At 63.9% G+C, this 23,441-nt stretch carries 20 protein-coding genes and 1 pseudogene (1 of these 21 cut by a window edge); 5 read left to right on the top strand and 16 right to left on the bottom strand.

What is annotated here, in order from left to right; genetic code table 11:
- Positions 1-953 carry the end of a M23 family metallopeptidase gene (locus NKH23_RS04720; protein WP_352910490.1) on the top strand. It extends 1,006 nt beyond the left edge of the window, so 953 of the gene's 1,959 nt are visible here — the last part of the coding sequence; the start codon falls outside the window, past its left edge; its stop codon occupies positions 951-953.
- 16 nt (positions 954-969) lie between these two features.
- Here the strand turns inward: NKH23_RS04720 and NKH23_RS04715 are convergent, their stop codons facing one another.
- On the bottom strand, positions 970-2,535 hold the full coding sequence (locus NKH23_RS04715) for an MFS transporter (protein WP_352910488.1): 1,566 nt from the start codon (positions 2,533-2,535) through the stop codon (positions 970-972).
- Between the two features lie 168 nt (positions 2,536-2,703).
- Between NKH23_RS04715 and NKH23_RS04710 the strand changes: the two genes are divergently transcribed.
- Entirely contained in the window at positions 2,704-3,336 is a 633-nt protein-coding gene (locus NKH23_RS04710; protein WP_352910485.1) for a TMEM175 family protein, read from the top strand.
- A gap of 166 nt (positions 3,337-3,502) precedes the next feature.
- Here the strand turns inward: NKH23_RS04710 and NKH23_RS04705 are convergent, their stop codons facing one another.
- From NKH23_RS04705 to NKH23_RS04665, 9 genes and pseudogenes are all read right to left on the bottom strand, one after another.
- On the bottom strand, positions 3,503-4,984 hold the full coding sequence (locus NKH23_RS04705; protein WP_352910483.1) for a L,D-transpeptidase family protein: 1,482 nt from the start codon (positions 4,982-4,984) through the stop codon (positions 3,503-3,505).
- A 238-nt stretch (positions 4,985-5,222) separates the two neighbouring features.
- Positions 5,223-5,588, bottom strand: a pseudogene (locus NKH23_RS04700) (MmcQ/YjbR family DNA-binding protein).
- Positions 5,589-5,718: 130 nt separating this feature from the next.
- Complete coding sequence (gene clpB, locus NKH23_RS04695; protein ID WP_352910482.1) at positions 5,719-8,325, bottom strand: ATP-dependent chaperone ClpB; 2,607 nt, start codon at positions 8,323-8,325, stop codon at positions 5,719-5,721.
- Between the two features lie 343 nt (positions 8,326-8,668).
- The gene (locus tag NKH23_RS04690; RefSeq protein ID WP_352910479.1) at positions 8,669-9,610 is read right to left on the bottom strand and encodes a DUF4167 domain-containing protein; all 942 of its coding nucleotides are present in this window, start codon (positions 9,608-9,610) and stop codon (positions 8,669-8,671) included.
- A 331-nt stretch (positions 9,611-9,941) separates the two neighbouring features.
- Positions 9,942-10,820, bottom strand: coding sequence for a peptide chain release factor N(5)-glutamine methyltransferase (gene prmC, locus NKH23_RS04685; protein ID WP_352910477.1), 879 nt, complete (start codon positions 10,818-10,820; stop codon positions 9,942-9,944).
- Positions 10,813-11,892 (bottom strand): peptide chain release factor 1, encoded by a 1,080-nt coding sequence (gene prfA / locus NKH23_RS04680; RefSeq protein ID WP_352910476.1) that lies wholly within the window; start codon positions 11,890-11,892, stop codon positions 10,813-10,815. The genes prmC and prfA overlap by 8 nt, the downstream gene beginning before the upstream one ends.
- Positions 11,893-11,900: 8 nt before the next feature.
- The gene (gene ptsP / locus NKH23_RS04675) at positions 11,901-14,171 is read right to left on the bottom strand and encodes a phosphoenolpyruvate--protein phosphotransferase (protein WP_353034278.1); all 2,271 of its coding nucleotides are present in this window, start codon (positions 14,169-14,171) and stop codon (positions 11,901-11,903) included.
- A 181-nt stretch (positions 14,172-14,352) separates the two neighbouring features.
- Positions 14,353-15,606 (bottom strand): aspartate kinase, encoded by a 1,254-nt coding sequence (locus NKH23_RS04670; RefSeq protein WP_254816709.1) that lies wholly within the window; start codon positions 15,604-15,606, stop codon positions 14,353-14,355.
- A gap of 185 nt (positions 15,607-15,791) precedes the next feature.
- Positions 15,792-16,358 carry a putative glycolipid-binding domain-containing protein gene (locus NKH23_RS04665; RefSeq protein ID WP_352910474.1) on the bottom strand — a complete coding sequence of 189 codons (567 nt, stop codon included), beginning with the start codon at positions 16,356-16,358 and terminating at the stop codon, positions 15,792-15,794.
- A 217-nt stretch (positions 16,359-16,575) separates the two neighbouring features.
- Here NKH23_RS04665 and ubiG point away from each other — a divergent pair, with 217 nt between their 5' ends.
- The gene (gene ubiG / locus NKH23_RS04660) at positions 16,576-17,325 is read left to right on the top strand and encodes a bifunctional 2-polyprenyl-6-hydroxyphenol methylase/3-demethylubiquinol 3-O-methyltransferase UbiG (RefSeq protein ID WP_352910472.1); all 750 of its coding nucleotides are present in this window, start codon (positions 16,576-16,578) and stop codon (positions 17,323-17,325) included.
- Positions 17,326-17,344: 19 nt separating this feature from the next.
- Here the strand turns inward: ubiG and NKH23_RS04655 are convergent, their stop codons facing one another.
- The gene (locus NKH23_RS04655) at positions 17,345-18,235 is read right to left on the bottom strand and encodes a DMT family transporter (protein ID WP_352910471.1); all 891 of its coding nucleotides are present in this window, start codon (positions 18,233-18,235) and stop codon (positions 17,345-17,347) included.
- Positions 18,236-18,337: 102 nt separating this feature from the next.
- Here NKH23_RS04655 and NKH23_RS04650 point away from each other — a divergent pair, with 102 nt between their 5' ends.
- Positions 18,338-18,823, top strand: a complete 486-nt coding sequence (locus NKH23_RS04650; protein ID WP_352910468.1) for a MarR family winged helix-turn-helix transcriptional regulator — start codon at positions 18,338-18,340, stop codon at positions 18,821-18,823.
- Positions 18,824-18,862: 39 nt separating this feature from the next.
- Here NKH23_RS04650 and NKH23_RS04645 read toward each other — a convergent pair whose 3' ends face one another.
- Together NKH23_RS04645 and NKH23_RS04640 are read right to left on the bottom strand one after the other, a co-directional pair.
- A complete protein-coding gene (locus NKH23_RS04645) occupies positions 18,863-19,516 on the bottom strand; it encodes a Vgb family protein (protein WP_352910465.1) in 654 nt (217 codons plus the stop codon).
- A 9-nt stretch (positions 19,517-19,525) separates the two neighbouring features.
- On the bottom strand, positions 19,526-20,746 hold the full coding sequence (locus tag NKH23_RS04640; protein WP_352910464.1) for a helix-turn-helix domain-containing protein: 1,221 nt from the start codon (positions 20,744-20,746) through the stop codon (positions 19,526-19,528).
- Between the two features lie 158 nt (positions 20,747-20,904).
- Here NKH23_RS04640 and NKH23_RS04635 point away from each other — a divergent pair, with 158 nt between their 5' ends.
- On the top strand, positions 20,905-21,705 hold the full coding sequence (locus NKH23_RS04635; RefSeq protein ID WP_352910462.1) for an SDR family NAD(P)-dependent oxidoreductase: 801 nt from the start codon (positions 20,905-20,907) through the stop codon (positions 21,703-21,705).
- A gap of 144 nt (positions 21,706-21,849) precedes the next feature.
- Here NKH23_RS04635 and NKH23_RS04630 read toward each other — a convergent pair whose 3' ends face one another.
- From NKH23_RS04630 to grxC, 3 genes are read right to left on the bottom strand one after another with little or no spacing between them, the layout of a single operon-like run.
- The gene (locus tag NKH23_RS04630; protein ID WP_352910459.1) at positions 21,850-22,275 is read right to left on the bottom strand and encodes a DUF1178 family protein; all 426 of its coding nucleotides are present in this window, start codon (positions 22,273-22,275) and stop codon (positions 21,850-21,852) included.
- Positions 22,272-23,156, bottom strand: a complete 885-nt coding sequence (locus NKH23_RS04625) for a carbon-nitrogen hydrolase family protein (RefSeq protein WP_352910457.1) — start codon at positions 23,154-23,156, stop codon at positions 22,272-22,274. Before NKH23_RS04625 ends, NKH23_RS04630 begins: the two co-directional genes overlap by 4 nt.
- Before the next feature lie 10 nt (positions 23,157-23,166).
- Positions 23,167-23,436 carry a glutaredoxin 3 gene (gene grxC, locus NKH23_RS04620; RefSeq protein WP_352910454.1) on the bottom strand — a complete coding sequence of 90 codons (270 nt, stop codon included), beginning with the start codon at positions 23,434-23,436 and terminating at the stop codon, positions 23,167-23,169.
- Between the last annotated feature and the right edge of the window lie 5 nt (positions 23,437-23,441).

Here is a 23,441-nt window from a genome sequence, read left to right as displayed (position 1 = left end):
ACGACAGGACCCAGCACATCGTCACCATCGCGCTCGACGACCACGACCAGTACGTGCCGGCGCAGGAGCCGGAGCCAAATCCCGAATTGCTGACGGCGTTCGACGATTCGCCTGCCCCCGTGGTGCGTGGCAATCTGCCGAACGTTTATGACGGCATCTACCGCACCGCCTATTCCTACGGCATGTCCAAGGCGATGACGCAGCGGCTGATCAAGTTGCTGGCATCCAGTGTCGACTTCCAGTCGCGCCTCAATCCCACGGACCGCATCGAGGTGCTGTTCTCGCAGCCGGATGGCGACGACCAGGCCTCCGACGAGTCGGAGCTCCTCTACGTCTCCGCGACTTTCGGCGGCACGACGCGAAATTTCTACCGTTTCCAGATTCAGGACGGCAGCACCGACTATTTCGACGAAAACGGCAGCAGCGCCCAGCAGTTTCTGCTGCGCAATCCCCTGCCCAATGGCCGATTTACGTCCGGGTTCGGTGCCAGGCGCCACCCCATTTTGGGGTATGTGAAAATGCATACCGGCACCGACTGGGCAGCTCCCGTGGGATCGCCGATCATTGCCGCAGGCAATGGCGTTGTCGAAAAGGCCGGCTGGGCCGGCGGCTATGGCAAGCAGATCATCTTGCGTCACGCAAATGGCTACGAGACGTCCTACAATCACCAGAGCGCCTTTGCCAAGGGCATCGAGCCGGGTGTTCGCGTTCGCCAGGGTCAGGTTATCGGCTATCTCGGCTCAACCGGCCTCTCCACCGGTCCGCATCTTCATTACGAACTGATCGTCAACGGCACCAAGGTCGATTCGATGCGCGTCCGCCTGCCGGTCGGCAAGACGCTGAAGGGCGACGACCTCGTCGCCTTCAAGCGCGAGCGCGAACGCATCGACGACCTGCTCAAGCAGGAAGACAGCAATCAGTTGAAGGTAGCGAGCGCCAAGATCGAAGGCTGAGTCGACGTTTTCGTCGTCAGCTCTGCTGATTCGCCGTGTCGCGCGCCCATGGCAGCCGCTCGCCGGAAACCGTCGTCCACGCGATGATTGCCGAAAGCAGGCAAAGCAGCGCGGTCACCGCGGCAACGGCCGCGAATGCCGCGTCGCTGGCGGCAAGTCGTGCCGCGTCGAGGCCGGGCGCCAGGCCGGCGGGCGGCGGTTCGCCGAAGCCCGGAATCCCGGGGCCGGCACCGATGCCGAGCACGCCAGCATAAACCCAGGCCGCCAGCGATCCCATCGCCGCCACGGCGATCAGGCCGCCGATGCGCGAGACGGCGTTGTTGATGCCCGAGGCGGCACCCGTATCCTTGTCCTCGACCGCCGTCATGATGGCGGTCGAGAGCGGCGACACCACCAGCGCCATGCCGAACCCCATCAGCGTCATCAGCGGGAACACCCCCAACCAGAAATTGTGGATCCCCCAATAGGCCAGCAAGGCAAGCCCGGCAAAGGCAAGAGCCACAACCAGACTGCCGCTGGCGACCGGAAAGCGAGGCCCGATGCGGTCGGACCACTGGCCGACCGGTCCGGACAACAATGCGATCAATGCCGACAGCGGCAGGAAGATGAAACCGACCTCGGCCGCGCTCAGCCCCCATCCGGCGATCATGAGCATCGGCAGATAGAACAGATTGGCCGACAGCGCGAAATAAAGGAAGAAGGTCGCCACATTGGCGCCCGCGAACGCGCCGATCCGAAACAGCGACAGGTCGATCATCGGCTCGCGCCGCCGGCGCTCGAAGAGGATGAACACGACGAGCAAAACCGCACCGGCGGCAATACTCGGGCCGGACATCAGCCCCTCTCCCTCGCCGCTCATCGAGGTCAGGCCGTAAGCGAGAGCTCCGAACGCCAATATGGCGAGTGCAGCGCCGCCGAGATCGAGGCTGCGCTTTTCCGCCGGCGCGTCGGCAGGGACCTTGGCCAGCAGAAGATAGATCGAGATAAGACCGAGCGGCAGATTGATGGCGAAGATCGCCCGCCAGATGCCGTCGCCGAATGCCGACAGCACGAAGCCGCCCAGCACCGGGCCGAGCGCCGTCGTCAGTGCCGATGCCGCGGCCCAGATGCCGATCGCCCGCCCGCGTTCCTTTTTTGGATAGGCTTTGGCGATAATGGCCAGGCTGCCCGGCACCATGATGGCCGCGCCGACACCCTGGATAGCCCGAAACGCAATAAGCACCGCCGGGTTAGGCGCCAACGCGCAGGCGAGCGAGGCGGCGATGAACAGGACGATGCCGGCGACAAAGGAGTGGCGCAGGCCGAAGCGATCGCCGGCGGCGCCGCCGACGAGAATGAGGGCTGAAAGCGTCAATGCATAGGCATTGGAAATCCATTGTGCCTCGGCAAGGCTGGCGCCGAGGTCGAGGCGGATCGCCGGCGTCGCAATGGCCAGGACCGATCCGTCGATGAAGCCGAGCGCGGAAGCCAGGATCGCGGCGATCAGCACGAACCGCCGCTGCGCCTGCGGACAGAACGTATCGGCCGGAAGTGAGCCGGTCAGGGGAACGGCGCCGGTACCGACTTTGGTTGGCGTGTGCATGCCGCCTTACCTAGACCGCCCCCACGCCGGCGACAACCGGCCAGCAGGCTGTTCTCGTTGAAACCAGCCCGAACCGGGCCACACAGGCAGGGTCACGCCGATCCGGGTGCAAACGTTAGATGCCGTGCTAAGCTTCTCGCAGCGCTACAGACAACGGGGAAATACCGCATGAAACGACCGCTCGAACCGTCGGCGGAAGGACGCGGGCGCGTCGTCGGCATCACCGACGGCGTGTTCGCCATCGCGCTCACCCTGATCGTTCTCGAGATCAGGGTGCCGGCGCATGAAACGGTGCATTCCGAAAGCGAGTTGATCGCCGCGATCACAGCACTGGCGCCGCGTTTTCTGACCTATGCGCTCAGCTTCCTGACGCTGACCATCTTCTGGTTCGGCCAGCAGGCGCAGCACGGGCTGATTGCAAAATCCGACCGGCGGCTTGCCACGCTGAACCTCTGCTTCCTCGGCTTCATCGCCTTGCTGCCGTTCTCGACCGATCTTTTGGCCGACTTCCTTGAATTTAGGACTGCGGTGCTCGTCTACTGGCTCAATCTTTTTATGCTGGGACTGACGCTGCTCGCCAGTTGGCGCTATGCGGACAAAAACGGCTTCCTTGCCGAAGGTGTCGACGCGGAGACCACCCGAACGGTCTATCTGCGCATCGTCAAGGCGCAGATCCTGTGGGCGGTCGGCGCTGCACTCTGCCTGGTTAGCCCGTTGCTCAGCGTCGGCTTCATCCTGGTGGTGCAGTTGATCTACGCGGCAGCGCTGCGCGCGCCACTGCTGCGCAAGGTCATCGGGTGAATGGAGCGACGCCTGTCCGCTTTAGGGTGTGTTGAGATTCAGGTCAGGCCGAGCCGAAAATGGTGGCTTCCGAGAACCGGAGCGGAGCGTACTTTTGGGTACGTGAGCACCGGAAGCGCAGGAAGCCGCCGTTTGCAGGCCGGCATCACCTGAATATCAACATACCCTACTCGACGAACTCCACCGTCACGCCGGGCGTCACGATCTTGGCAAGCTCGCGCGCGTCCCAATTGGTCAGCCGCACGCAGCCATGGCTTTCGGTCTTGCCGATCTTGGACGGGTCCGGCGTGCCGTGAATGCCGTAGGTCGGCTTGTCGAGCGCAATCCAGACGGAGCCGACCGGGCCGTTCGGCCCCGGCGGGATGGTCAGGATCCTGTCGTTTTCGCCCTGCTTGAAATTGATGTTCGGGTTGTAGGTGTAATTCGGATCCAATGCGACACGCGACACGGTATGCGTGCCGGACGGCGACGGCGTGTCCGACGAGCCGATAGTTGCCGGATAGGCCGCGACCAGCTTGCCCGCCGCATCATAGGCGCGGACCTGCTTGTTGGCCTTGTCGGCGATGATGCGCGCCACCGGCGTCGCCACCAGCCTGCCGAAATTGGCAACCTTGATGATGGTGCCCGGACGATTGAAATTGGCCTCCGGATTGAGCGATTTCAGATAGGTTTCATCCATATGGAAGCGCTCGGCCAGCGCTTCGGGTACCGACGTGTAGCCCATGCGATCGAGTTGGGCCTTTTGGCTGTAGTCCTCCGGTATCGAGGCGACATAGGGGCCGGCCGCATCCTCGGGCGTGATCGTATAGGAGGCGAAGGCATCGCCGCCGGATTGCGCCAGGGCCGCCTGGATGCCGATCGCGTCGGTCGATTTCAGATTGCTGCCGGTGATCTCGTTATAGGCGGCGAGCGCCTTATCGACATTCGAGCCGAAGCGTCCGTCGATGACGCCGGGCGACGCACCGGCACGGTCGAGCAGCACCTGCAGCGCCGCCACGTCCTCGCGGGCGCCGAGCGCAAGCGACGGGTCGACCGCCGTCTTGCCGCCAGTGCTTGGCGGCGGGGCTGTGTCTGGCGGTAAGGCCGCCTGCTCGTTCGGCACTGTCGGCTCGACCGGCTCGATCGAGGCCTCGTTGAGCGGCTGGCGCTCGATAGTGCGCGGCTTCACCGGCTGCGCTGCCTCCGGATAATCGTTGCCGTAGCCGTCATCCCGTGGCGCTTCGGGGAAGGCTTCCACCGAATTGTCGCCATTAAAATCGTAGTCGTCGGCAGGCGGCACGATGATCCTGCCCTCGTCTTCCAACTGCCTGCGGCGGTAACGCGCCATGTCCTGCGGGTCGTCGAGATAATAGCGGTCGTCCTCGACCGGTCCGAGATTGCGCAAGCGCTCGCGGCGCAAGGCGCGGCGGTCGAGCCTGGTTTGCGGCGGCTGGATGGCGATAACCTTGCCGGTCTCCGCATCGACGATGACGCGGTTTCCCCTGGCGTCGTAGTAGATATCGAGATTGCCGTTCTGGGCGATCAGAACGCCGCCCGCATCGGCAGCGCGAACAACCCCCGGCGCGGTGTCCGCCAGGGGTGAGGCCATCGCATTAGAAGCCAGCAGCCCGGCAGCAAGCGCTGAAAGGGTGAAGATGGTGCGCAACATGGTGGCCAAGATTCTCCGGTCCGTAAATGCCGCCGTCGGCGTTGTCCCCTCAGAGCGCCGCGCGTCCTTTCGGACGCGAAAAGGTCGCTCCAATACCTAAATCTCCGCATCGTGCTTTCCGAACATCGAATTCGATCTTCGGGCCGATGCGGCAGGCGAACCCCTTCGACGGCAAATCAGTTGTCAACCATAAGGTTCCAATATGAACCGGGCATGAAGATGGCGGATTTCCGGCCGATCAACCGACAGTGAGCCGCAATTCCTTGCGTGCCTGCTTCGTCAGCTTCAGCGCGACAAGACGGTGGCTTTCGCGCAAATAATCCTTCAGCGCCTCATCATCCATGCTTTCGCTTGTCCGGCGCTGGATCCATTTCATGCCGCGCGAGGCGAGATACGGCGCCGGCCGAAGGCCCGCCTATTCCCTCAGCACATCATAGGCGATATCGGAGCATTTGAAGGTGACGAACGGCTCCTTGCCTTCACTCCAGCCGCCGATCGCAAACACCTTGCTGCCGACTTTCCAGACATGGGCGCCGCCCCACTGCACGACGTGGGTCGTCGAAGGCAGCGAGGCGCAGAAACTGTTGTAGTCGTCCAACGTCATCTGCGCCCCGCCAGTGGTGTTAGACCATCAACCGAAGGTCGGCCGATTTTTCGGAAAAGATCATGGTCAAAATTGAAGATAGGAGTTCCATCCCGATTCGATCGGGATGGAACAGGCACTTGGCTTGAAGTCAGGCGGCCGCCTCGGTTGCCACGACTGCCGGCTTCGAGCGGAAGTTCAAGCGGTCGGAGCCGGCGGTGACCTTGACGGTCGAGCCGTCGAGTATCTCGCCGAGCAGGATCTTTTCCGCCAGCGGATCCTGCAATTCCTTCTGCATCACCCGCTTCAGCGGCCGCGCGCCATAGGCCGGGTCGTAACCCTTGGCCGCCAGCCAGTCGATCGCCTCCTGATCGAGCGAAAGCGATATCTTGCGGTCGACAAGCAGGTTTTCCAGCCGCTTGAGCTGGATTTGGACGATCTGGCCCATATCCTGGCGGCGCAGCCGGTGGAACAGGATCACCTCGTCGATGCGGTTGAGGAATTCCGGCCGGAACGAAGCCCTGACGACGTTCATCACCTCGTCGCGCACGACATCGACATCTTGGTCCTCGCTAAGATTGACGAGATATTCGGCGCCGAGATTGGACGTCATGATGATCAGCGTATTGCGGAAGTCGACCGTACGGCCCTGCCCGTCCGTCAGCCGGCCGTCGTCGAGCACCTGCAGCAGCACGTTGAAGACGTCCGGATGCGCCTTCTCGATCTCGTCGAACAGCACGACCTGATAGGGCCGGCGCCGTACCGCTTCGGTCAGCGCGCCGCCTTCCTCATAGCCGACATAGCCGGGAGGCGCGCCGATCAGCCGGGCGACCGAGTGCTTCTCCATGAACTCCGACATGTCGATACGCACCATGGCGCTCTCGTCGTCGAACAGGAAGCTGGCCAGCGCCTTGGTCAATTCGGTCTTGCCGACGCCCGTCGGCCCGAGGAACATGAACGAGCCGAGCGGCCGGTTCGGGTCCTGCAGGCCGGCGCGCGCACGGCGTACCGCCTTCGACACCGCCTGCACGGCCTCGCCCTGGCCGACGACGCGCTTGCCTATCTCGTCTTCCATGCGCAACAGCTTGTCGCGCTCGCCTTCCAGCATCTTGTCGACCGGGATCCCCGTCCAGCGCGAGACGATATGGGCGACGTGATCGGGGCCGACCACTTCTTCGACCATGCCGGCCTTGCCATCCCTGGCTTCGGCCTGCTTCAGCTGCTTTTCGAGTTCTGGGATCTTGCCATAGGCAAGTTCGCCGGCGCGCTGGAATTCGCCCTTGCGCTGGGCAATGGCAAGTTCGTTGCGCGCCTCGTCGAGCTGCTTCTTGAGGTCGGCGGCAAGCCCGAGCTTCTGCTTCTCGGCCTGCCATTTCGAAGTCAGCTCGGTCGATTCCTCCTCGAGGTTCGAGAGTTCCTTCTCGAGCCGGGCGAGCCGGTCCTTCGAGGCATCGTCCTTCTCGACCTTCAGCGCCTCGCGCTCGATCTTGAGCTGCATGATGCGGCGGTCGATCTCGTCCAGCGCCTCGGGCTTCGAATCGACCTGCATGCGGAGCCGCGACGCGGCCTCGTCGACCAGGTCGATCGCCTTGTCCGGCAGGAAGCGGTCAGCGATGTAGCGGTTGGACAGGGTTGCGGCCGCGACCAGTGCCGAATCCGAGATGCGCACTTTGTGGTGCTGCTCGTATTTCTCTTTCAATCCGCGCAGGATCGAGACGGTGTCTTCGACCGTCGGCTCGTTGACGAAGACCGGCTGGAAGCGGCGGGCGAGGGCCGCATCCTTCTCGACATGCTTGCGGTATTCGTCGAGCGTCGTTGCGCCGACGCAGTGCAGCTCGCCGCGTGCCAGGGCCGGCTTCAGCAGGTTCGACGCATCCATGGCGCCATCCGCCTTGCCGGCGCCGACCAGGGTGTGCATCTCGTCGATGAACAGGATGATGCCGCCGGCGGCAGACGTGACTTCGGAAAGCACCGCCTTCAGCCGCTCCTCGAACTCGCCGCGGTATTTGGCGCCGGCGATCAGCGACCCCATGTCGAGCGCCATAAGTTGCTTGTCCTTGAGCGATTCCGGCACATCGCCATTGACGATGCGCAGCGCCAGCCCTTCGGCAATCGCCGTCTTGCCGACGCCGGGCTCGCCGATCAGCACCGGATTGTTCTTGGTGCGCCGCGACAGCACCTGGATGGTGCGGCGGATTTCGTCGTCGCGGCCAATGACGGGATCGAGCTTGCCCGCACGGGCGTCCGCCGTCAGATCGCGCGCGTATTTCTTCAGCGCGTCGTAGCCCTGCTCGGCACTCGCCGAATCGGCGGTGCGACCTTTACGTACGTCGTTGATGACCTGGTTCAACGCCTGCGGCGTGACACCGGCCTTGGCCAAGATGTCGGCGGTCTTGGCCGACTTTTCCATGGCCAGCGCCTGCAATAGCCGTTCGACGGTGACGAAGCTGTCACCGGCCTTCTTGGCCAGTTCCTCGGCGGTTGAAAACACCTTTGCCAGCGGCTGCGCCAGATAGAGCTGGCCATTGCCGCCTTCGACCTTGGGCATTGCCTCCAGTGCCGTTTCGACACCGAGCTTGACGTCACGGACATTGCCGCCGGCGCGCTCGATCAGTGACGCAGCCAGGCCTTCGTCGTCGTCGACAAGGACCTTGAGGATATGCTCGGGGGTGAATTGCTGGTGATTGCGGGAAAGCGCCATGGTTTGCGCGGACTGGATAAAGCCGCGCACGCGCTCGGAATATTTTTCAAGATTCATGCCTGTCTCCTTCCGTCACCGGCCCGCTTCGCGGCACCGGATCAGATTGCGGTGACGGACCCGCCCGTTCGAGCCGGATCCTGTGTTCACGCAAGATATGGGACGCAAACCACGGACCCTCAAGACGCCTCGACACTGGCGGACGCATAATATCCCGAGCGCGCAAAACAAAAACGGCGGAGATTTCTCTCCGCCGTCTATGCATGTCGCGCAAAAGTGTGCAGCGGTTTTGCGATAACGACATGCATCAAAACAAGAACCTAAAACGCGTAGTATGAGGCCGGTCGAACGCGACGCTCTTTAGAGTAAAGGATGCGCTGAGATCGGCTGAACGTTTTTTCGATCAATTCTCGACGTCTGCGATCACAGCTTGACCGTCGGGGCCTTCAGCCGGCGCTGCATCGACATTGCCAGCGTCGGTGTTGCCAGTTTCAGCATTGCTTGTCTCGGCACTGTCAGGGCCGGCGTTGTCGTTGCCGCCATTTGCCTGTTCGACATCGAGGCGCGGGCGACGCGGACGCCTGGGGCGGCGGGCCGGGCTGTTTTCGGCAGCGGCTTCGTTGAGCTCGGCCTGGGCGGCGAGACCCGCCGGCGAAAGGTTGTCGAATTGCGGTGCGGGCTCACCCACAAAGACCGGCTCAGCGGCCGGCACGGGCTCCGCCTGCGCCGGAACCTCGTCGCGCCGTGGCTGTTCGACGCGCTGGCCACCCTGCTCGCCGCGCGAGGCATATTCGCCGCGCTGGCCGTTCTGGCCGTAACCGCCATTGGGGCGACGGTCGCGGTGGCGTCCGCTATTGTTGTCGCGGCCGTCACGGTTATCGCGGCCGCCCCGATTGTCGCGGCTGTTTTCCTGGTTCAGCGCCAGCTCGGCCGGCGTGCCATCGATGACCGGCTGCGGGCCAGCACCGTGATTGGCCGAAGCCGAAGCCTCGTTGGCATTGTTGTTGCCGGCATTGTCGAACTCGTCGCGATCCTCGTCGCCGTCATCGTCGAAATCGTCGCGATTCTGCTGCGCGTTCTGGATCGGCATCTGCGCCTGAGCGGCTGCGATGATGCGGTTATAGTGCTCTGCATGCTGGAGATAGTTTTCCGCCATCACCCGGTCGCCGGAGCTTTGCGCGTCACGGGCAAGGGTTGCGTACTTCTCGGCAATCTGCTGAGCCGATCCGCGGATCTTCACGTCCGGGCCGTTGCTCTCATAGTTGCGCGTCAGGGGATTCGGCCCCTTACGATTGTTGTTGTTATTGTTGTTGCCGCCGCCGCCATTGTTGTTGCGACCGCGCATGCGCCTGTTTTGCTGTTGTGGCCTCATTAGACTCTCTTCACTTTGAAATTTTCGAAAAACTCTTCACGAACGGAGGCGCTCATGCGGCCAGCCGTTTCGTTCCTTCACCGGCGTTCGCCCGCATCAATTGCGTTGGCGCCACGTGCCATCCTGTTCCGGTTACTTCACTTGCCGGACGATTCCCGCACGAAGCTTGGGCGTCGTTTGCGCAAGAAGGCAGCTATTTCCAAGGAAAACCGAATCGCTAAGAGCACTGCCTGCTTCGTCTCATCCGGTTAAGGCGACCCTAGCCGCATTCCCCGGTATTGCCAAGCGCTTTTTTCGCACTGCATCACGGCTTCCACCGTTCGAACGCAAGAACTCTGTCGTTTCCGCCGAGATCACGAAACGCCCCGACCGAACGGTACCCGGCCGCGGAGAATATCTCCGTAACCTGTTGGTGCTGCGTATGGCCGATCTCGACCGCAATCCTGCCTTGGAGTTCCAAATACGCTGCCGCTCCTGCGGCGATTTTCCTGTAGGGGCTCAGACCGTCCACGCCGCCATCGAGGGCCTGGCGTGGATCGAAACCGCGGACCTCGTCCTGCAGATTTCCAATGTCGTCTGAGGGTATATAGGGAGGGTTTGCGACAATTACATGGTACCGGCCAGAAACTTTTTCAAACCAGTCGGATTTGAGCGGCGTGAACCGGCCGGCGAGCCCCAATTCCCCGGCATTACGCATGGCTGTGGCCAGCGCCTCCTGCGAAATGTCGACGCCGGTGGCGGTCGCGGCCGGAACGGCGCTGAGCAGCGCCAGCGCGATGGCACCGGCACCCGTCCCTAGATCGAGGATGCGGCAGCCGCCCTCGCGTGCCGCCATTGCCTTGATGAAGGGCAGCACCGCCTCGACCAGCGTTTCGGTATCCGGCCGTGGCTCCAGCGTTTGCGGCGAAAGCGAAAGGCGCAAGCCGTAGAATTCGCGGTAGCCAAGGATCCGGTGTACCGGCTCGCCGGCGATGCGCCGCCGCAAGGCGGCTTCGATTGCCGCCGTCACGTCCGCATCGACCGCTCGCCCGGGATCGGCGACGGCCTGCGTGCGACTGGTGCCGGAAAAATGCTCGACGATCAGCCTGGCATCGAGCGCCGGATCCGCAACCCCGGCTGCGGCAAGCCGGTTTCGCGCCTCCCGCAGCAGCGGCGCAAGCGTGGCGGGCAGGCTGTCAGCCATCGATGCCGATATCGGCGAGCAGCTTCGACTGGTGATCGGCGATCAGCGCGTCGATGATCTCGTCGAGCTCGCCCATCATCACCCGGTCGAGCTTATAGAGCGTCAGGTTGATGCGATGATCGGTGACGCGACCCTGCGGAAAATTATAGGTGCGGATGCGTTCCGAGCGGTCGCCCGAGCCAACCTGCGACTTGCGCGATTCGGAACGTTCCTCGTCCGCCTTGCTGCGCTCGAGGTCGTAGAGCCTGGCGCGCAGGATCTGCATGGCCTTCGCCCGGTTCTGGTGCTGCGACTTCTCTGCCTGCACCACCATGATGCCGGTCGGCAGATGGGTGATGCGCACGGCCGAATCGGTGGTGTTGACGTGCTGGCCGCCGGAACCCGAGGCGCGCATCGTGTCGATGCGGATGTCTTCTGCCCTGATCTCGATATCGACCTCTTCGGCTTCCGGCAGCACCGCGACCGTCGCCGCCGAGGTATGAATGCGTCCGCCCGCCTCGGTCGTCGGCACACGCTGCACCCGGTGCACGCCGGATTCAAACTTCAAATGGGCAAAGACGCCCTTGCCCGAAACGGTGGCTATGATTTCCTTGTAGCCGCCGACCTCACCCTCGCTGGCCGACACCGTCTCGAAACGCCAGCCACGCGCCGCGGCATAGCGCTCGTACATGCGAAACAGGTCGCCGGCGAAAAGCGCCGCCTCGTCACCGCCGGTGCCGGCGCGGATTTCGAGGATGGCGTTCTTGTCGTCGGCGGCATCCCTTGGCAACAGCAGGATCTGGATGTCCTTCTGCAGCGCCTCGATGCGATCTTTGACCTCCGGCAGGTCGGCCTCGGCCAAGGCGCGCATCTCGGCGTCGGTGCCCTTGTCGGCGAGCATCGCCTCCAGATCGGCCTGTTCGCGCTCGGCGGCGCGCAGTGTCCTGATCTTTGCCGCCATCTCCTGGATGTCAGCATATTCGGAGGCCATCCTGACATAGGCATCCGGCGCCGGCCCGGCAGACATCTGCGCTTCGAGCATGTCGAAACGCTTGACGACTTGATCCATACGGTCGCGGGGCAGGTTGATCATGGCGAAGTCTATAGCGGTATAGAGCGGTCGTCGGCAAAGGCTTGCAGCAGCGCCCGCATCGGCAGGCCATGCGCCGGCGCCAGCAGATTGTCGTCGAAGAACGCTTCCAGCTCGCTGAGCGGCAGTTCCGTAAGCATCGCCTTGACCGGGCCGATCGATGCCGGCGACATCGAGATCGAGCGGTAGCCAAGGCCGATCAGCGCCATCGCCGAAATCGGCTTGCCGGCAAGTTCGCCGCACAGGGTCACCGGCGTATGGTTGCGCGCCCCGGCGTCGGCAATCTGCTTCAGGACGCGCAGGAACGGCGTCGAGAGCGGGTCGAAGCGGTCGGACAATTGGGTGTTGCCGCGATCCACCGCCATGACGAACTGGAACAGGTCGTTCGAGCCGACCGAGACGAAATCGACCGCCTTCATCAGCTCGTCGAGCTGGAACAGCAGCGACGGTACCTCCAGCATCGCCCCGAGCTTCAGGCTGGTCGGCAAATGATGGGCAAAACGCGACAGATGCCGCACCTCGCGATCGATGATCTCGCGCGCCTGCGCGATCTCGCCGAGTTCGGTCACCATTGGCAGCATCAGCTTCAGTTCGCGCCCGCCGCACGCCTTGAGCAGCGCGCGGATCTGGGTGCGCAGCAATCCGGGCCGGTCGAGCGTCAGGCGGATGGCGCGCCAGCCGAGCGCCGGGTTCTCTTCCTGAATCGAGCCCTTGAAATACGGCAGCACCTTGTCGCCGCCGATATCGATGGTGCGGAACGTCACCGGCTTGCCGCGCGCCGCCTCGAGCACGTCACGATAGAGCCGCTCCTGGGCTTCGGCGCGCGGAAAGGTCGAAGCGACCATGAATTGCAGCTCGGTGCGGAACAGGCCGATGCCGGCCGCGCCGGCTTCGGCCAGTTGCGGCAGATCGACCGCCAGCCCGGCATTCATCAGAAGATCGACCTGGACACCGTCCTTGGTCACCGACGGCTTCTTGCGCAGTTCGCGGTAGACCTCCTGCCGTCGCGCCCTGAAGCGCACTTTCTCGGCATAGGCCGCCTCGAGGTCTGGCTGCGGGCGCAGATGGATCGCGCCTTCCTCGCCGTCGACGATGATGGCATCGCCGTTTTCCGCCATGGAAACGGCGCCCTTCATCTGGCCGGCGACGGGTATGCCCATGGCCCGCGCCACGATGACGACATGGCTGGTCGCGGCGCCGTCCTCCAGCACCAGCCCGCGCAGTTTGTCCCTGGGATAATCGAGCAGCTCGGCAGCCCCCATCGAGCGAGCGACGATGATGGCGTCCTTGGGCAGCGAGGCCGCGACGTCTTCCGGACCGCGCCCCATCAGCTGCCGCAACAACCGATTGGCGAGATCGTCGAAATCGCTCATCCGTTCGCGCAGGTACGGATCGGTCATGTGCAGCATGCGGGCACGCATGTCGCTCTGCACCTTTTCGACCGCCGCTTCGGCCGTCAGGCCGTTGCGGATCGCCTCCTCGAGCCGGCGTACCCAGCCGCGGTCGTTGGCGAACATGCGATAGGCTTCAAGCACCTGGCGATGCTCGCCCTCGAAGGCGACGTCGCGGCGCTCCAGCATGTCGTCGATGGACAGCCTGAGCGAGCCGAGGGACGCGTCGAGCCGCCTGACCTCTTCCTCGCTGTCCTCGTTGAAAAGATTGGTGACGACGATGCGCGGCTCGTGCAGCACCACATGGCCGAGACCGACGCCTTCGTTGAAGGACAGGCCGGTAAAGCTTACCGGGCGGCGCAGATCGAGCTCGAGACCGGGCCTTGTCAGCCGCTCCAGATCGCCGGTGGCGATCATCTCGGCGATCACCATCGCCGTTGTTTCCAGCGCCTCGACCTCGTCGTCGCGATAATGGCGCATGGTCTTGTTCTGCACGACCAGAACGCCGAGCGTCCGCCCTGCCCGCAGCACCGGCACGCCGAGGAAGGAATTGTATATTTCTTCCCCGGTCTCCGGCAGGTAGGCGAAGGCAGGATGCTCCTGTGCATTGGAGAGGTTGAGCGGCCGCGCCGAGGCCGCGATCGTGCCGACCAGGCCTTGGCCCAGCCTGAGCTGCGCCAGGTGGACGGCGTTCGGGTTCAGGCCTTCGGTGGCGTAGAGTTCGAGCACCGAATCGGCGCGCAGAACATAAAGCGAGCAGACCTCGGCAACCATGTTGGAGGCGATGTCGCGCACGATTCGGTCAAGCCGCTCCTGCGGCTCCAGCGGCTCTTGCATGAGCTCGCGGAGCCGTTTCAGCAAAACGCGCGGGCCACTGGCCGAATCACGCATCGCGGCTTCTTCTCCAATAGCGTTTCAACCGGTGCAGGTTGCCCTGCACAGCGGCACAAACGCAACAACTCAATTAGAGCGCCATCGTCCAATTGGACGCATAAAGGCCGCTCCAAGACTTTCGATCCGCTGCATCGTGCTTTCCGAAAATCGACTCCGATTTTCGGGCCGATGCAGTCTGCTACTGCTTATCCAGACCGTACACGGAATGCAAAGTGCGAACTGCTAGTTCCGTATAGGGACCGTCGATCAGGATCGAAATCTTGATTTCGGACGTTGTGATGGCGCGGATGTTGATCGCGCGGTCGGCCAGGGCCTTGAAGGCGGTGGCGGCGACGCCGGCATGGCTGCGCATGCCGATGCCGATGACCGAGACCTTCGACATGCCGGCTTCCGACTGCACCACATCGTAGCCGATCGTCGCCTTCAGCCGCTCGAGCACGGCAAGCGCCTTGTCGACGTCGCCGGATGGCACGGTGAAGGTCATGTCAGTGAACTTGCCGTCCTCGGAAATGTTCTGGACGATCATGTCGACATTGATGTTGGCCTCGGCCAGCGGCCCGAAAATGCCGGCGGCGACGCCCGGCCGGTCGCCGACGCGGCGCAGCGAAATCTGCGCTTCGTCCTTGGCATAGGCAATTCCGGTGACGACCTGCTGTTCCACGATCTCTTCCTCGTCGCAAATAAGCGTTCCCGGCGGATTGAGCAAATCCCCCATTCCGGGTGCATCGGGATCGTCGAAGGACGACCGCACAAAGGTACGCACCCTGTGCACCATGGCAAGCTCGACCGAGCGCACCTGCAGGACCTTGGCCCCCAGCGAGGCCATTTCTAGCATTTCCTCGAAGGAAATCTTGGCCAGCCGCCGCGCCTTCGGCTCGATGCGCGGATCGGTCGTGTAGACACCGTCGACATCGGTGTAGATATCGCAGCGGTCGGCCTTGACCGCCGCGGCGATGGCGACTGCGCTGGTATCGGAACCGCCGCGGCCGAGCGTTGCGATCCGATTATCCGGCCCGATGCCCTGGAAACCGGCGACCACCGCCACCTGGCCTTCGCCGAAGCGCTTGATCAGGAACGCACCGTCGATATCGAGAATGCGCGCCGCGCCATGCGCGTTATCGGTCTTGATCGGGATCTGCCAGCCTTGCCAGGAGCGGGCGTGCACGCCGATATTCTGCAGCGCGATCGCCAGCAAGCCGGCGGTGACCTGCTCGCCGGACGCGACGACGGCGTCATATTCGCGCGCATCGTGCATCGGCGAGGCCTCGCGCGTCCATTGCACGAGCTCGTTGGTCTTGCCGGCCATCGCCGAGACCACGACGGCGACCTCATGGCCGGCATCGACCTCGCGTTTGACATGACGCGCCACATTGCGGATGCGGGCGATGTCGGCGACGGACGTTCCGCCGAATTTCATCACGATGCGCGCCATGGAAGCGAAATGCCTTTGACTGGATGCCGGACCGAAGGCCGAAGAGCGAAAAATGCGCCAAGCTGTGGCCGGGCGCTCAATGCGCGGCCTCCTTAGCCAAATGACAGTCGTTTCGCAAGGCGTGCCGCCGCTGCCGGCCGGGCGACACACCAGCGCAGCATCGCGCCTGCAAAATGGTGCGCGCTTCAGCCCAGCTGTGCTGTGGCTCTCCACAGACGCGGATAGTCGACGACGAAGCCTAGCGGCGAGACCTCCAGCATCTCGTTGTAGCCGAACAGCGGCGCGGCATAGGCGTAGTGTGCCGCATCGACGCGCTGATAGGTCTGTTCGAGGCGCACGAGCCTGAGTTCGGGAAATGTCAGATAGGCTGCCGGGGCGGGCGTCGCCGTGCCGGCATCGAGGGCAAAACGGCGAAGCGCCAAAAGGTTCGTGGCGGGCGTGAAGCCGAGATCGACATCGATGAGACCGTCGACTTCCGCTTGATGCTCGCCGTTCAGCGTCCATTGGCGCTCGGTCAGCCGGTCGATCCTGTAATGCAGCTCTTGCGTGCCGAGGAAACCGTCGGCGCGCGCCGATCGTGTATGCCAATCGGCGTCGCAGTCCACCTCGTAGGCGATGCTGCACGGCTTGCCGTCCTGGACGAAAAGCGCGTGTCCCCTGAGGTCCCACCCGGAACTCGCTTCCGACAGCAGGCAAGCGTCGTGGCCTTCCTGGTCAAGCCGGCGCCAAAGAATGGAAGCTACCATCCGCATCGTTTTGCACTCCTTCGAGCACGATGTCTCTGCTTCGTCCGCCAGAGCCTAGGTGTTTCCTTCCGACACACCATCAACTGACACGTGCTGACACAAATGCAGCCGGCAAAAGGCGGCGCCGGCAGGCATGGCGCGCATCGCGCCGCCGGCGGTGAATTTCGCGCCTTGACATTCGCAGCCTCGCGCCCGACTTCCTAGCGTCCGAGGAGACCACACCATGCCAGAGCCCCGACGATCGACGATCGATGCCGGAGAGGTGGAACGCTTTTCCGCCCTTGCCGCCGAATGGTGGAACCCGAACGGCAAGTTCCGCCCGTTGCACAAGTTCAACCCGATCCGGCTTGCCTATATCCGCGACCAGGTGGCGGCTCGCTTCGGCCGCGACCCGCGTGCGGCACGGCCGTTCGAAGGCCTGCGCTTCCTCGACATAGGCTGCGGCGGCGGACTTTTGTGCGAGCCGATGGCTAGGCTTGGCGCCGAAGTGGTCGGCGCCGATGCCTCGGCCACAAACATCGAAGTGGCCAAGCTGCATGCTGCGGAAGTCGGCGTGAGCGTGGATTACCGCGCCACCACCGCGGAAGACCTGGCCGACGCCGGCGAAAAATTCGACGTGATCCTCAACATGGAAGTGGTCGAGCATGTCGCCGATGTCGATCTGTTCCTGGCCAAATGCGGCGAGATGGTCAAGCCCGGCGGCATCATGTTCGTCGCCACCATCAACCGCACTCTGAAGGCCCTGGGCCTGGCCATCATCGGCGCCGAATATGTGCTGCGCTGGCTGCCCCGCGGCACCCACCAGTTCGGCAAGCTGGTGCGCCCCGAGGAACTCGAAAAAGCGCTTGCCGGCGCCGGCCTGACCGTCATCGACCGCACCGGGGTCACCTACAGCCCGCTCGCCGACCGCTGGCAGCGCTCGAAGGACATGGACGTCAACTACATGGTGCTGGCGGAGAAGGCATCCGTCTGAAACTTACGCCTTCTGGCCCCTATGTCTTCTGGCTTTGCGCCTTGGTGGTGATGAACACGCCGGCGGTGATGATGATGGCACCGGCCCAGGTCAGCAATTGATAGCGCTCGCCTAGGAAGAGCGTCCCGGCAAACAGCCCGACCGCCGCCGCGACATAGCCGATCTGGCTGAGATAGACCGGGCCGCCGACGGCTTGCAGCCGGAAGAAGAAGGCGAACATCGCCGAGGCTGATGCCACCTGTGCCGCAGCGACCAGCGGCACGCCGCCGAGCGAGCCGAATGCATTGCCGCCCAGCAGGACCAGAATGCCGGCAAGCAGCATCAAGGCTGCTGCCAGATGGCTGCCGACGGCAAGCTCGATCGGGCCGGTGCCTTCGGGCCAGTCGACGGTGCGGTAGATGTTACCGGCGGCGAGGCTGACCGGAATGAGCAGGCCCATCGCCACCCAGAAAAATTCGGCCGGCTGGCCCGCTTCGCCGCGCGTCACCGCCACCATGACTGCGCCGACGAAACCGACGGCAATGCCGACAACGCCCAGCATGGTCGGCCGCCTGACCCCGAGCAGCATCGAGAACACCAGCGTGACGACCGGCGACAGCGTGAACATGATGCCGCTGTAGCCGGCACCCAGATGCGGAATGGCTGAAAACATCAGCAGATTGGGGATTGCGTAGGAGACGGCCGCGGTGACGAAGAAATAGCGCAGCCTGTGCGGCGTAAGCCGCATGCGCTTCCCGTTGAGCAGCAATGCGCACAAAAGCACACCGCCGGCACCAAGCGAGATGACGAAGGCCCAGACCATGGCGGGCACGCCGGCCGCCGTCGCGATCTTGCCGAACGGCAGCGTCAGGCCGAGCAGTCCACCGGTGACGACCAGAAGGCCAAGCGCCGAGTCCCAGAGAAATTTCATCGCACCGTCCCGTCGCCCGTTCGCGGCCCCTTGGCCTACACCACAAGCTGAGGTAAGATAATATAAAGATTCTTCACGTCAAGATACATAACGGTGAGAGACATGGATCGCGCGGCAAAAGCGATCGAGCAGTGGAAAAAGGAACGGCCGGATCTCGATGTCTCGCCGATGGCCGTGCTCGGACGGCTGCACGAGGCCGCCTCGCTGATCGCGCGAGAGCGGCTGGCGCCGCTGTTTGCAAGTTACGGGCTGCAATCCGGAGAATTCGACGTGCTGGCGACGCTGCGTCGTTCCGGGCCGCCCTACGCGCTGACGCCGACGGCTCTCTACGAGGCGACGATGGTGACGTCGGGCGCGATGACCAACCGCCTCGATCGGCTCGAGAAATCCGGCCTGATCAAGCGCGGGCCGCATCCCGACGATCGCCGCGGGATTGTCGTTCAGCTGACTAAAAAGGGTCTGGCGTTGATTGACGAGGCGGTTGCCGCTCACGTCGCCAACGAGCACCAGATACTTTCTGGGTTGGCACGCCCGGAGCAGATCATGCTGGCCCGCCTGCTCGAAAAACTGATAGCGAGCCTGAGCTAACCGAACCGGCCAAGGGGCGGGCCGAGGGGATGGAAAAGCTCAAATCTTGGCCGCCGAGCCTCGTTTGGGCCGGCGAACGGCCCTGATCTTGCCGCTGTTTCCGCCGCCACAGAAAAACTGGTCGCCGCCATCGGATTCGAGCCCCGACACGCCTGTTCCCGGCGGCATATCGAGCTTCTCCAGGACCTTTCCCGTTTCAGGATCGATCCGCCGGACATCGCTCTCCTCACCCTCCCAGGTGCCATGCCACAGCTCGCCGTCGACCCAGCTGACGCCGGTGACGACGCGGTTGGAAACGATGGTGCGAAGGATTGCTCCTGTCTCGGGATCGACCTGATGAATCTTTCGGCCCCGGTGCTGCCCGACCCAGAGCGTTCCTTCGGCCCAGGCGAGCCCGGAATCACCGCCGTTGCCAGGAGCCGGGATCGACGCCAGCACCTGGCCATTCTTCGGATCGATCTTCTGGATGCGATCCTCGGCGATCTGATAGAGGTACTGGCCGTCGAAAGCCGTTCCGGCGTGTGCCGCAACATCGATCGAGCGCACCACTTTGCCGGTCGCTGGATCGAAGGCGTTCAATCTGTCGCCTGACGCAAACCAGACATGCTCACCGTCGAAGGTAACGCCGTCCACGTGGTCGACACCCGGAAAGGGTCCATATTCACGGAGGATTTCGGCAGAGGATCGTTTCATAATTCCATCCTAGTAGCCCGGCAGTGGGCCGGGGAGTAACAAGATCGTCGGGAAACCCGGCAGCGGCGGGGTCATCCAGCGACGCGCCCGCCCGCGGCCGAACGACTGCACCTTGCGGGCCTGGGCGAGCTGCTCGAGCGCCCGCTGCACGGTACGCGAACTGGCTCCAAGCGCAATCGCCAGGGCCGAACTCGACCAAGACTCGCCGTCGGCGAGGAAGGCGAGCACGGCGGCATGCTCTTCTTCGACGGGTGGCGCCAGCACGACGACCTCACCTGCGCGGCGCGGTGCCAGCGCAAAGCCCCGCTTCGTCGCGCTCACATCCGCCAAGCTCCGAAGCTCCGCGCGAAGCCGCCCGGCTTCGACGCGCAGCCGCGCGCGATGTGATTCGTCCGCGTCCTTTCCGCGGAAAGCACGCGCAATAAGCGTCGATCTTGTTACGTCCCCCGGCCAGGCTTCGGCCAGCGCGCGGGCCAGCGCGAACAGCACCGGGCGGGTCGCCAGCGAGACGACGGTATCTGCGACTCGAACGACATTGCGACACGCATCCACCACGAGCGCCCCCGACGCCAGGAGGGCTTCGACTTCGTCGAGCAGGAGGGGCCGTTCCTCGCCGCGCACGACAAGTCGTGCGGCCGGCGTGTCCAGCACCAGCGATGCGCTCTCCACCTCCGCCATCAGCGCGGGGATGCCGGACGCGCGCGCCGCCCGCGCCGCCAGGTCAAGGGCGGCGCGCGCAGGGCCGGTCCGCAAGCGGCGGATGGCGATGCCGGCGACAGCCAGCTCGTGGGCAGCCCGCGATGCCGGCGGCAGTGGCGAGGGATCGAAGCCGTCCAGCCTGCGCTCGGCTTCGTCGAGATGGCCGATCAGCAGCAGGCGCCGGACTTCGAGATTGCGCGCATGCGCGGCGTTGACGCGGTCGCCATGCTTTTCAAGCGTCGCCCGCGCGGCGTCGAGTGCCTTGGCCGGCCAGGTAAGGTCGCGCGAGACGAGCGCGATCTCGGCCTCGGCGACTATACACCTCGCGCGGGCCACTGCCTCCCTCGGGCTGAATGCGTGCGCCGCCCTCTTGAGGAGAACCTTCGCCCTATTCAGGTCGCCAAGCTGCGCCATCGCGATACCGCGCAACGCCAGTGCCGGCGCATCATCGCGCAGCGCAATCCGCTTCAAGGCGCCGAGCGGATCGCCCGCCGCAAGCGCATGCGCTGCGGCCGTGATCAGCGAGTCCATCGGAATCCCGTCACACTTGTCACTCCCACGGCTTCGACATCCGGCGCTAAGTCCATCTCACCAACCAGTCGTATCGACAACGGCGACTGTAGCCAACCTGAGTTGCGACGCGATTGTGCACTAGCTCGAACGCAACGATAAGCACTAGGAGAGACGCAATGAAGATCGAAGGTTCAACCATCCTGGTGACTGGAGCCAATCGGGGCATCGGTCGGGCACTGGTCGAGGAAGCCCTGAGCAGAGGCGTAAAGCGCGTCTTCGCCGCAACCCGCCAACCAATGGCCCACCCGGACCGGCGTGTGACGTCCCTGACCATGGATGTGACCAACGCTGCGCAGATCCGGGAGGCCGTCGAGAAGATCGATGCTCTCGATATCCTCATCAACAACGCCGGCGTATCGCCCTTCGATGACCTCAGCGACCGTCGTGTGCTCGAACAACAGCTCGCCGTAAACCTCTTCGGCTCGTATGACGTTACCCAGGCACTGCTGCCGTTGCTGGCCCGGTCGCGGGGAGCCATCGTCAACATTCTGTCGCTGGCCTCGATTGCCGCCGTGCCGTTCAGTCCGGCCTACTCGGTCTCGAAGGCGGCCTCATTCTCCCTGTCACAGTCGCTGCGCACCCTCCTGGCCGGACGGGGTGTCAGCGTCCACAGGGTCCTTCCCGGCCCCGTGGACACGGACATGACCCGGGGCCTGGACATAGCGAAGGCCTCTCCGGAGTCTGTCGCGCGGGCAATCCTGGACGGCGTGGAGAACGGCGAGGAGGAAATCTTCCCCGATCCCATGTCGGAATCCCTGGCGGAGGGCTGGCGCAGCAGTGCGATCAAGGCGCTTGAACGCCAGTTTGCAGCCTATGCGGAAGCAAGCCCGTCCAGTGAAGCAAGCCCGTCAGGCAGTGGGCATGAAGGAAAAAGCGAAACGATTACCCGAGAAGCCCATCCTTGCTGCTCGGCCTGAAACTGCGAACGCTTGTGAAAGGGGGCGGCAGCATCGGCGCCCCGACGCAGCCGGTCGGCTGTCGCAGGCGACGGCGCCGACTTTCACGATCACGGCGCTGCCTGGCGAAGAGATGCCTCGCTATGTCTGGAGCAGGTTGACCGATCAGTTGCGGTCGTCGGGGAAGCTTGGAATAGGCAAGAACTCGACGCCGTCATCGGCGAGGCTCTTGGCCTCCTCCAGCGTCGCCTCGCCATAGATGCCGCGTGGATCGCTCTCGCCAAAGTGGATCTTGCGCGCTTCCTCGGCAAATTTGTCGCCGACATAGTCGGCGTTCTCGCGCACCTTCTCCGCCATGGCCTTGAGCTGGGCCAGCGCCTGCTTTTGCGCCTCGCCCATGGCCAGCGCGATCTTTTCCTGGTTGCGCCCGGTCGAGACGGCAGGCGCCATCAGCGCCTTCTCGACCTTGTGCGAGCCGCAGGCCGGGCAATCGACGAAACCGCGCTTCTTCTGTGTGTCGAAATCGTCGTTGCTGCGGAACCAGGCCTCGAATTCGTGCTCGTGCTCGCAGATCAGGGAAAAGCGGATCAAGAGGCGGCACCCCTGAGCGGCATTGCCTCCGCCGAACCGGCGTTTACGGCAAAATCGCGTGCGTTTTTGAGATTCGGTATCTTCTTGCGTGCGGCGACTGACTGCGCCGCGTCGATCTCGGTGACGATCACAGCCGGCTCGTCATGGGCAGCCTCGGCGACGATGCGGCCCCAGGGATCGACGATCAGCGAATGGCCATAGGTTTCGCGGCCGTCCTCGTGCACTCCGCCTTGCGCGGCGGCAACCACATAGGCGCCGTTTTCGATGGCGCGCGCCCTGAGCAGCACATGCCAATGCGCTTCGCCGGTCTGGCGGGTGAAGGCGGCGGGCACCGAAAGCAGATCGGCGCCGGCCAGCGCCTCGGCACGGAACAGCTGCGGAAAGCGCAGATCGTAGCAGACGGCAAAGCCGAGCTTCGCGCCATCGATTTCGGCGACGACGGCTTCGGTGCCCGGCTCATAGGCGACGGATTCGCGCCAGCTCTCGCCATTGTCGAGATCGACGTCGAACATGTGAATCTTGTCGTAGGTGGCGATCGTGGCGCCGTCCGGCCCGAACAGAAGGGCGCGGTTGGCAAGCTTGCCGTCGGCGCGCAGAATGGCGGTCGAGCCGATATGCAGGAAGATGCCGAGCTCCTTGGCCAGCCTCCGCGACGTCGAGACGACGATGTCCTTGTCTTCGGAGGTGAAGGAAGCGGCCCGCGCTTGGCTGTCGCGGATCAGCGCGCCGGTCATTTCCGGGGTCTGGACATAGGTCGCGCCAAGGCCTGCCGCCTCGCGCACCAGCCGTTCCAGATCGACCGCATTGCGCTCCGGGCTGGTTCCCGAACGCATCTGGATCGCCGCCGCCTTGAAAGCACCCCCCGACTTGATGGCACCCATGGTCATGTCCTTATCTGGTCGAGCCGTTGGCGAGCAATCTGTCCAGCCGTCCTTCCGCCTCCAATTCGTGGAGATCGTCGGAGCCGCCGACATGCGTGTCGCCGATGAATATCTGCGGAAAGGTGGAACGGCCATGGGCCCGGGAGATCATTTCCTGGCGCAGTTCCGGCGAGAAGGAGGCGTCATGCTCGGTATAGGCGACGCCCTTCCTCTCGAGCAGCCGCTTGGCCGCGGTGCAATAGCCGCACATCATCCGCGTGTAGATCGTCACATCGACCATCGGTC

The sequence above is a fragment of the Mesorhizobium sp. M1328 genome, from assembly GCF_040318075.1.
Classification (GTDB): Bacteria; Pseudomonadota; Alphaproteobacteria; order Rhizobiales; family Rhizobiaceae; genus Mesorhizobium.
The sequence above is the reverse complement of the archived record's forward strand: the minus strand, read 5'-3'. Positions and strand labels throughout refer to the sequence as shown.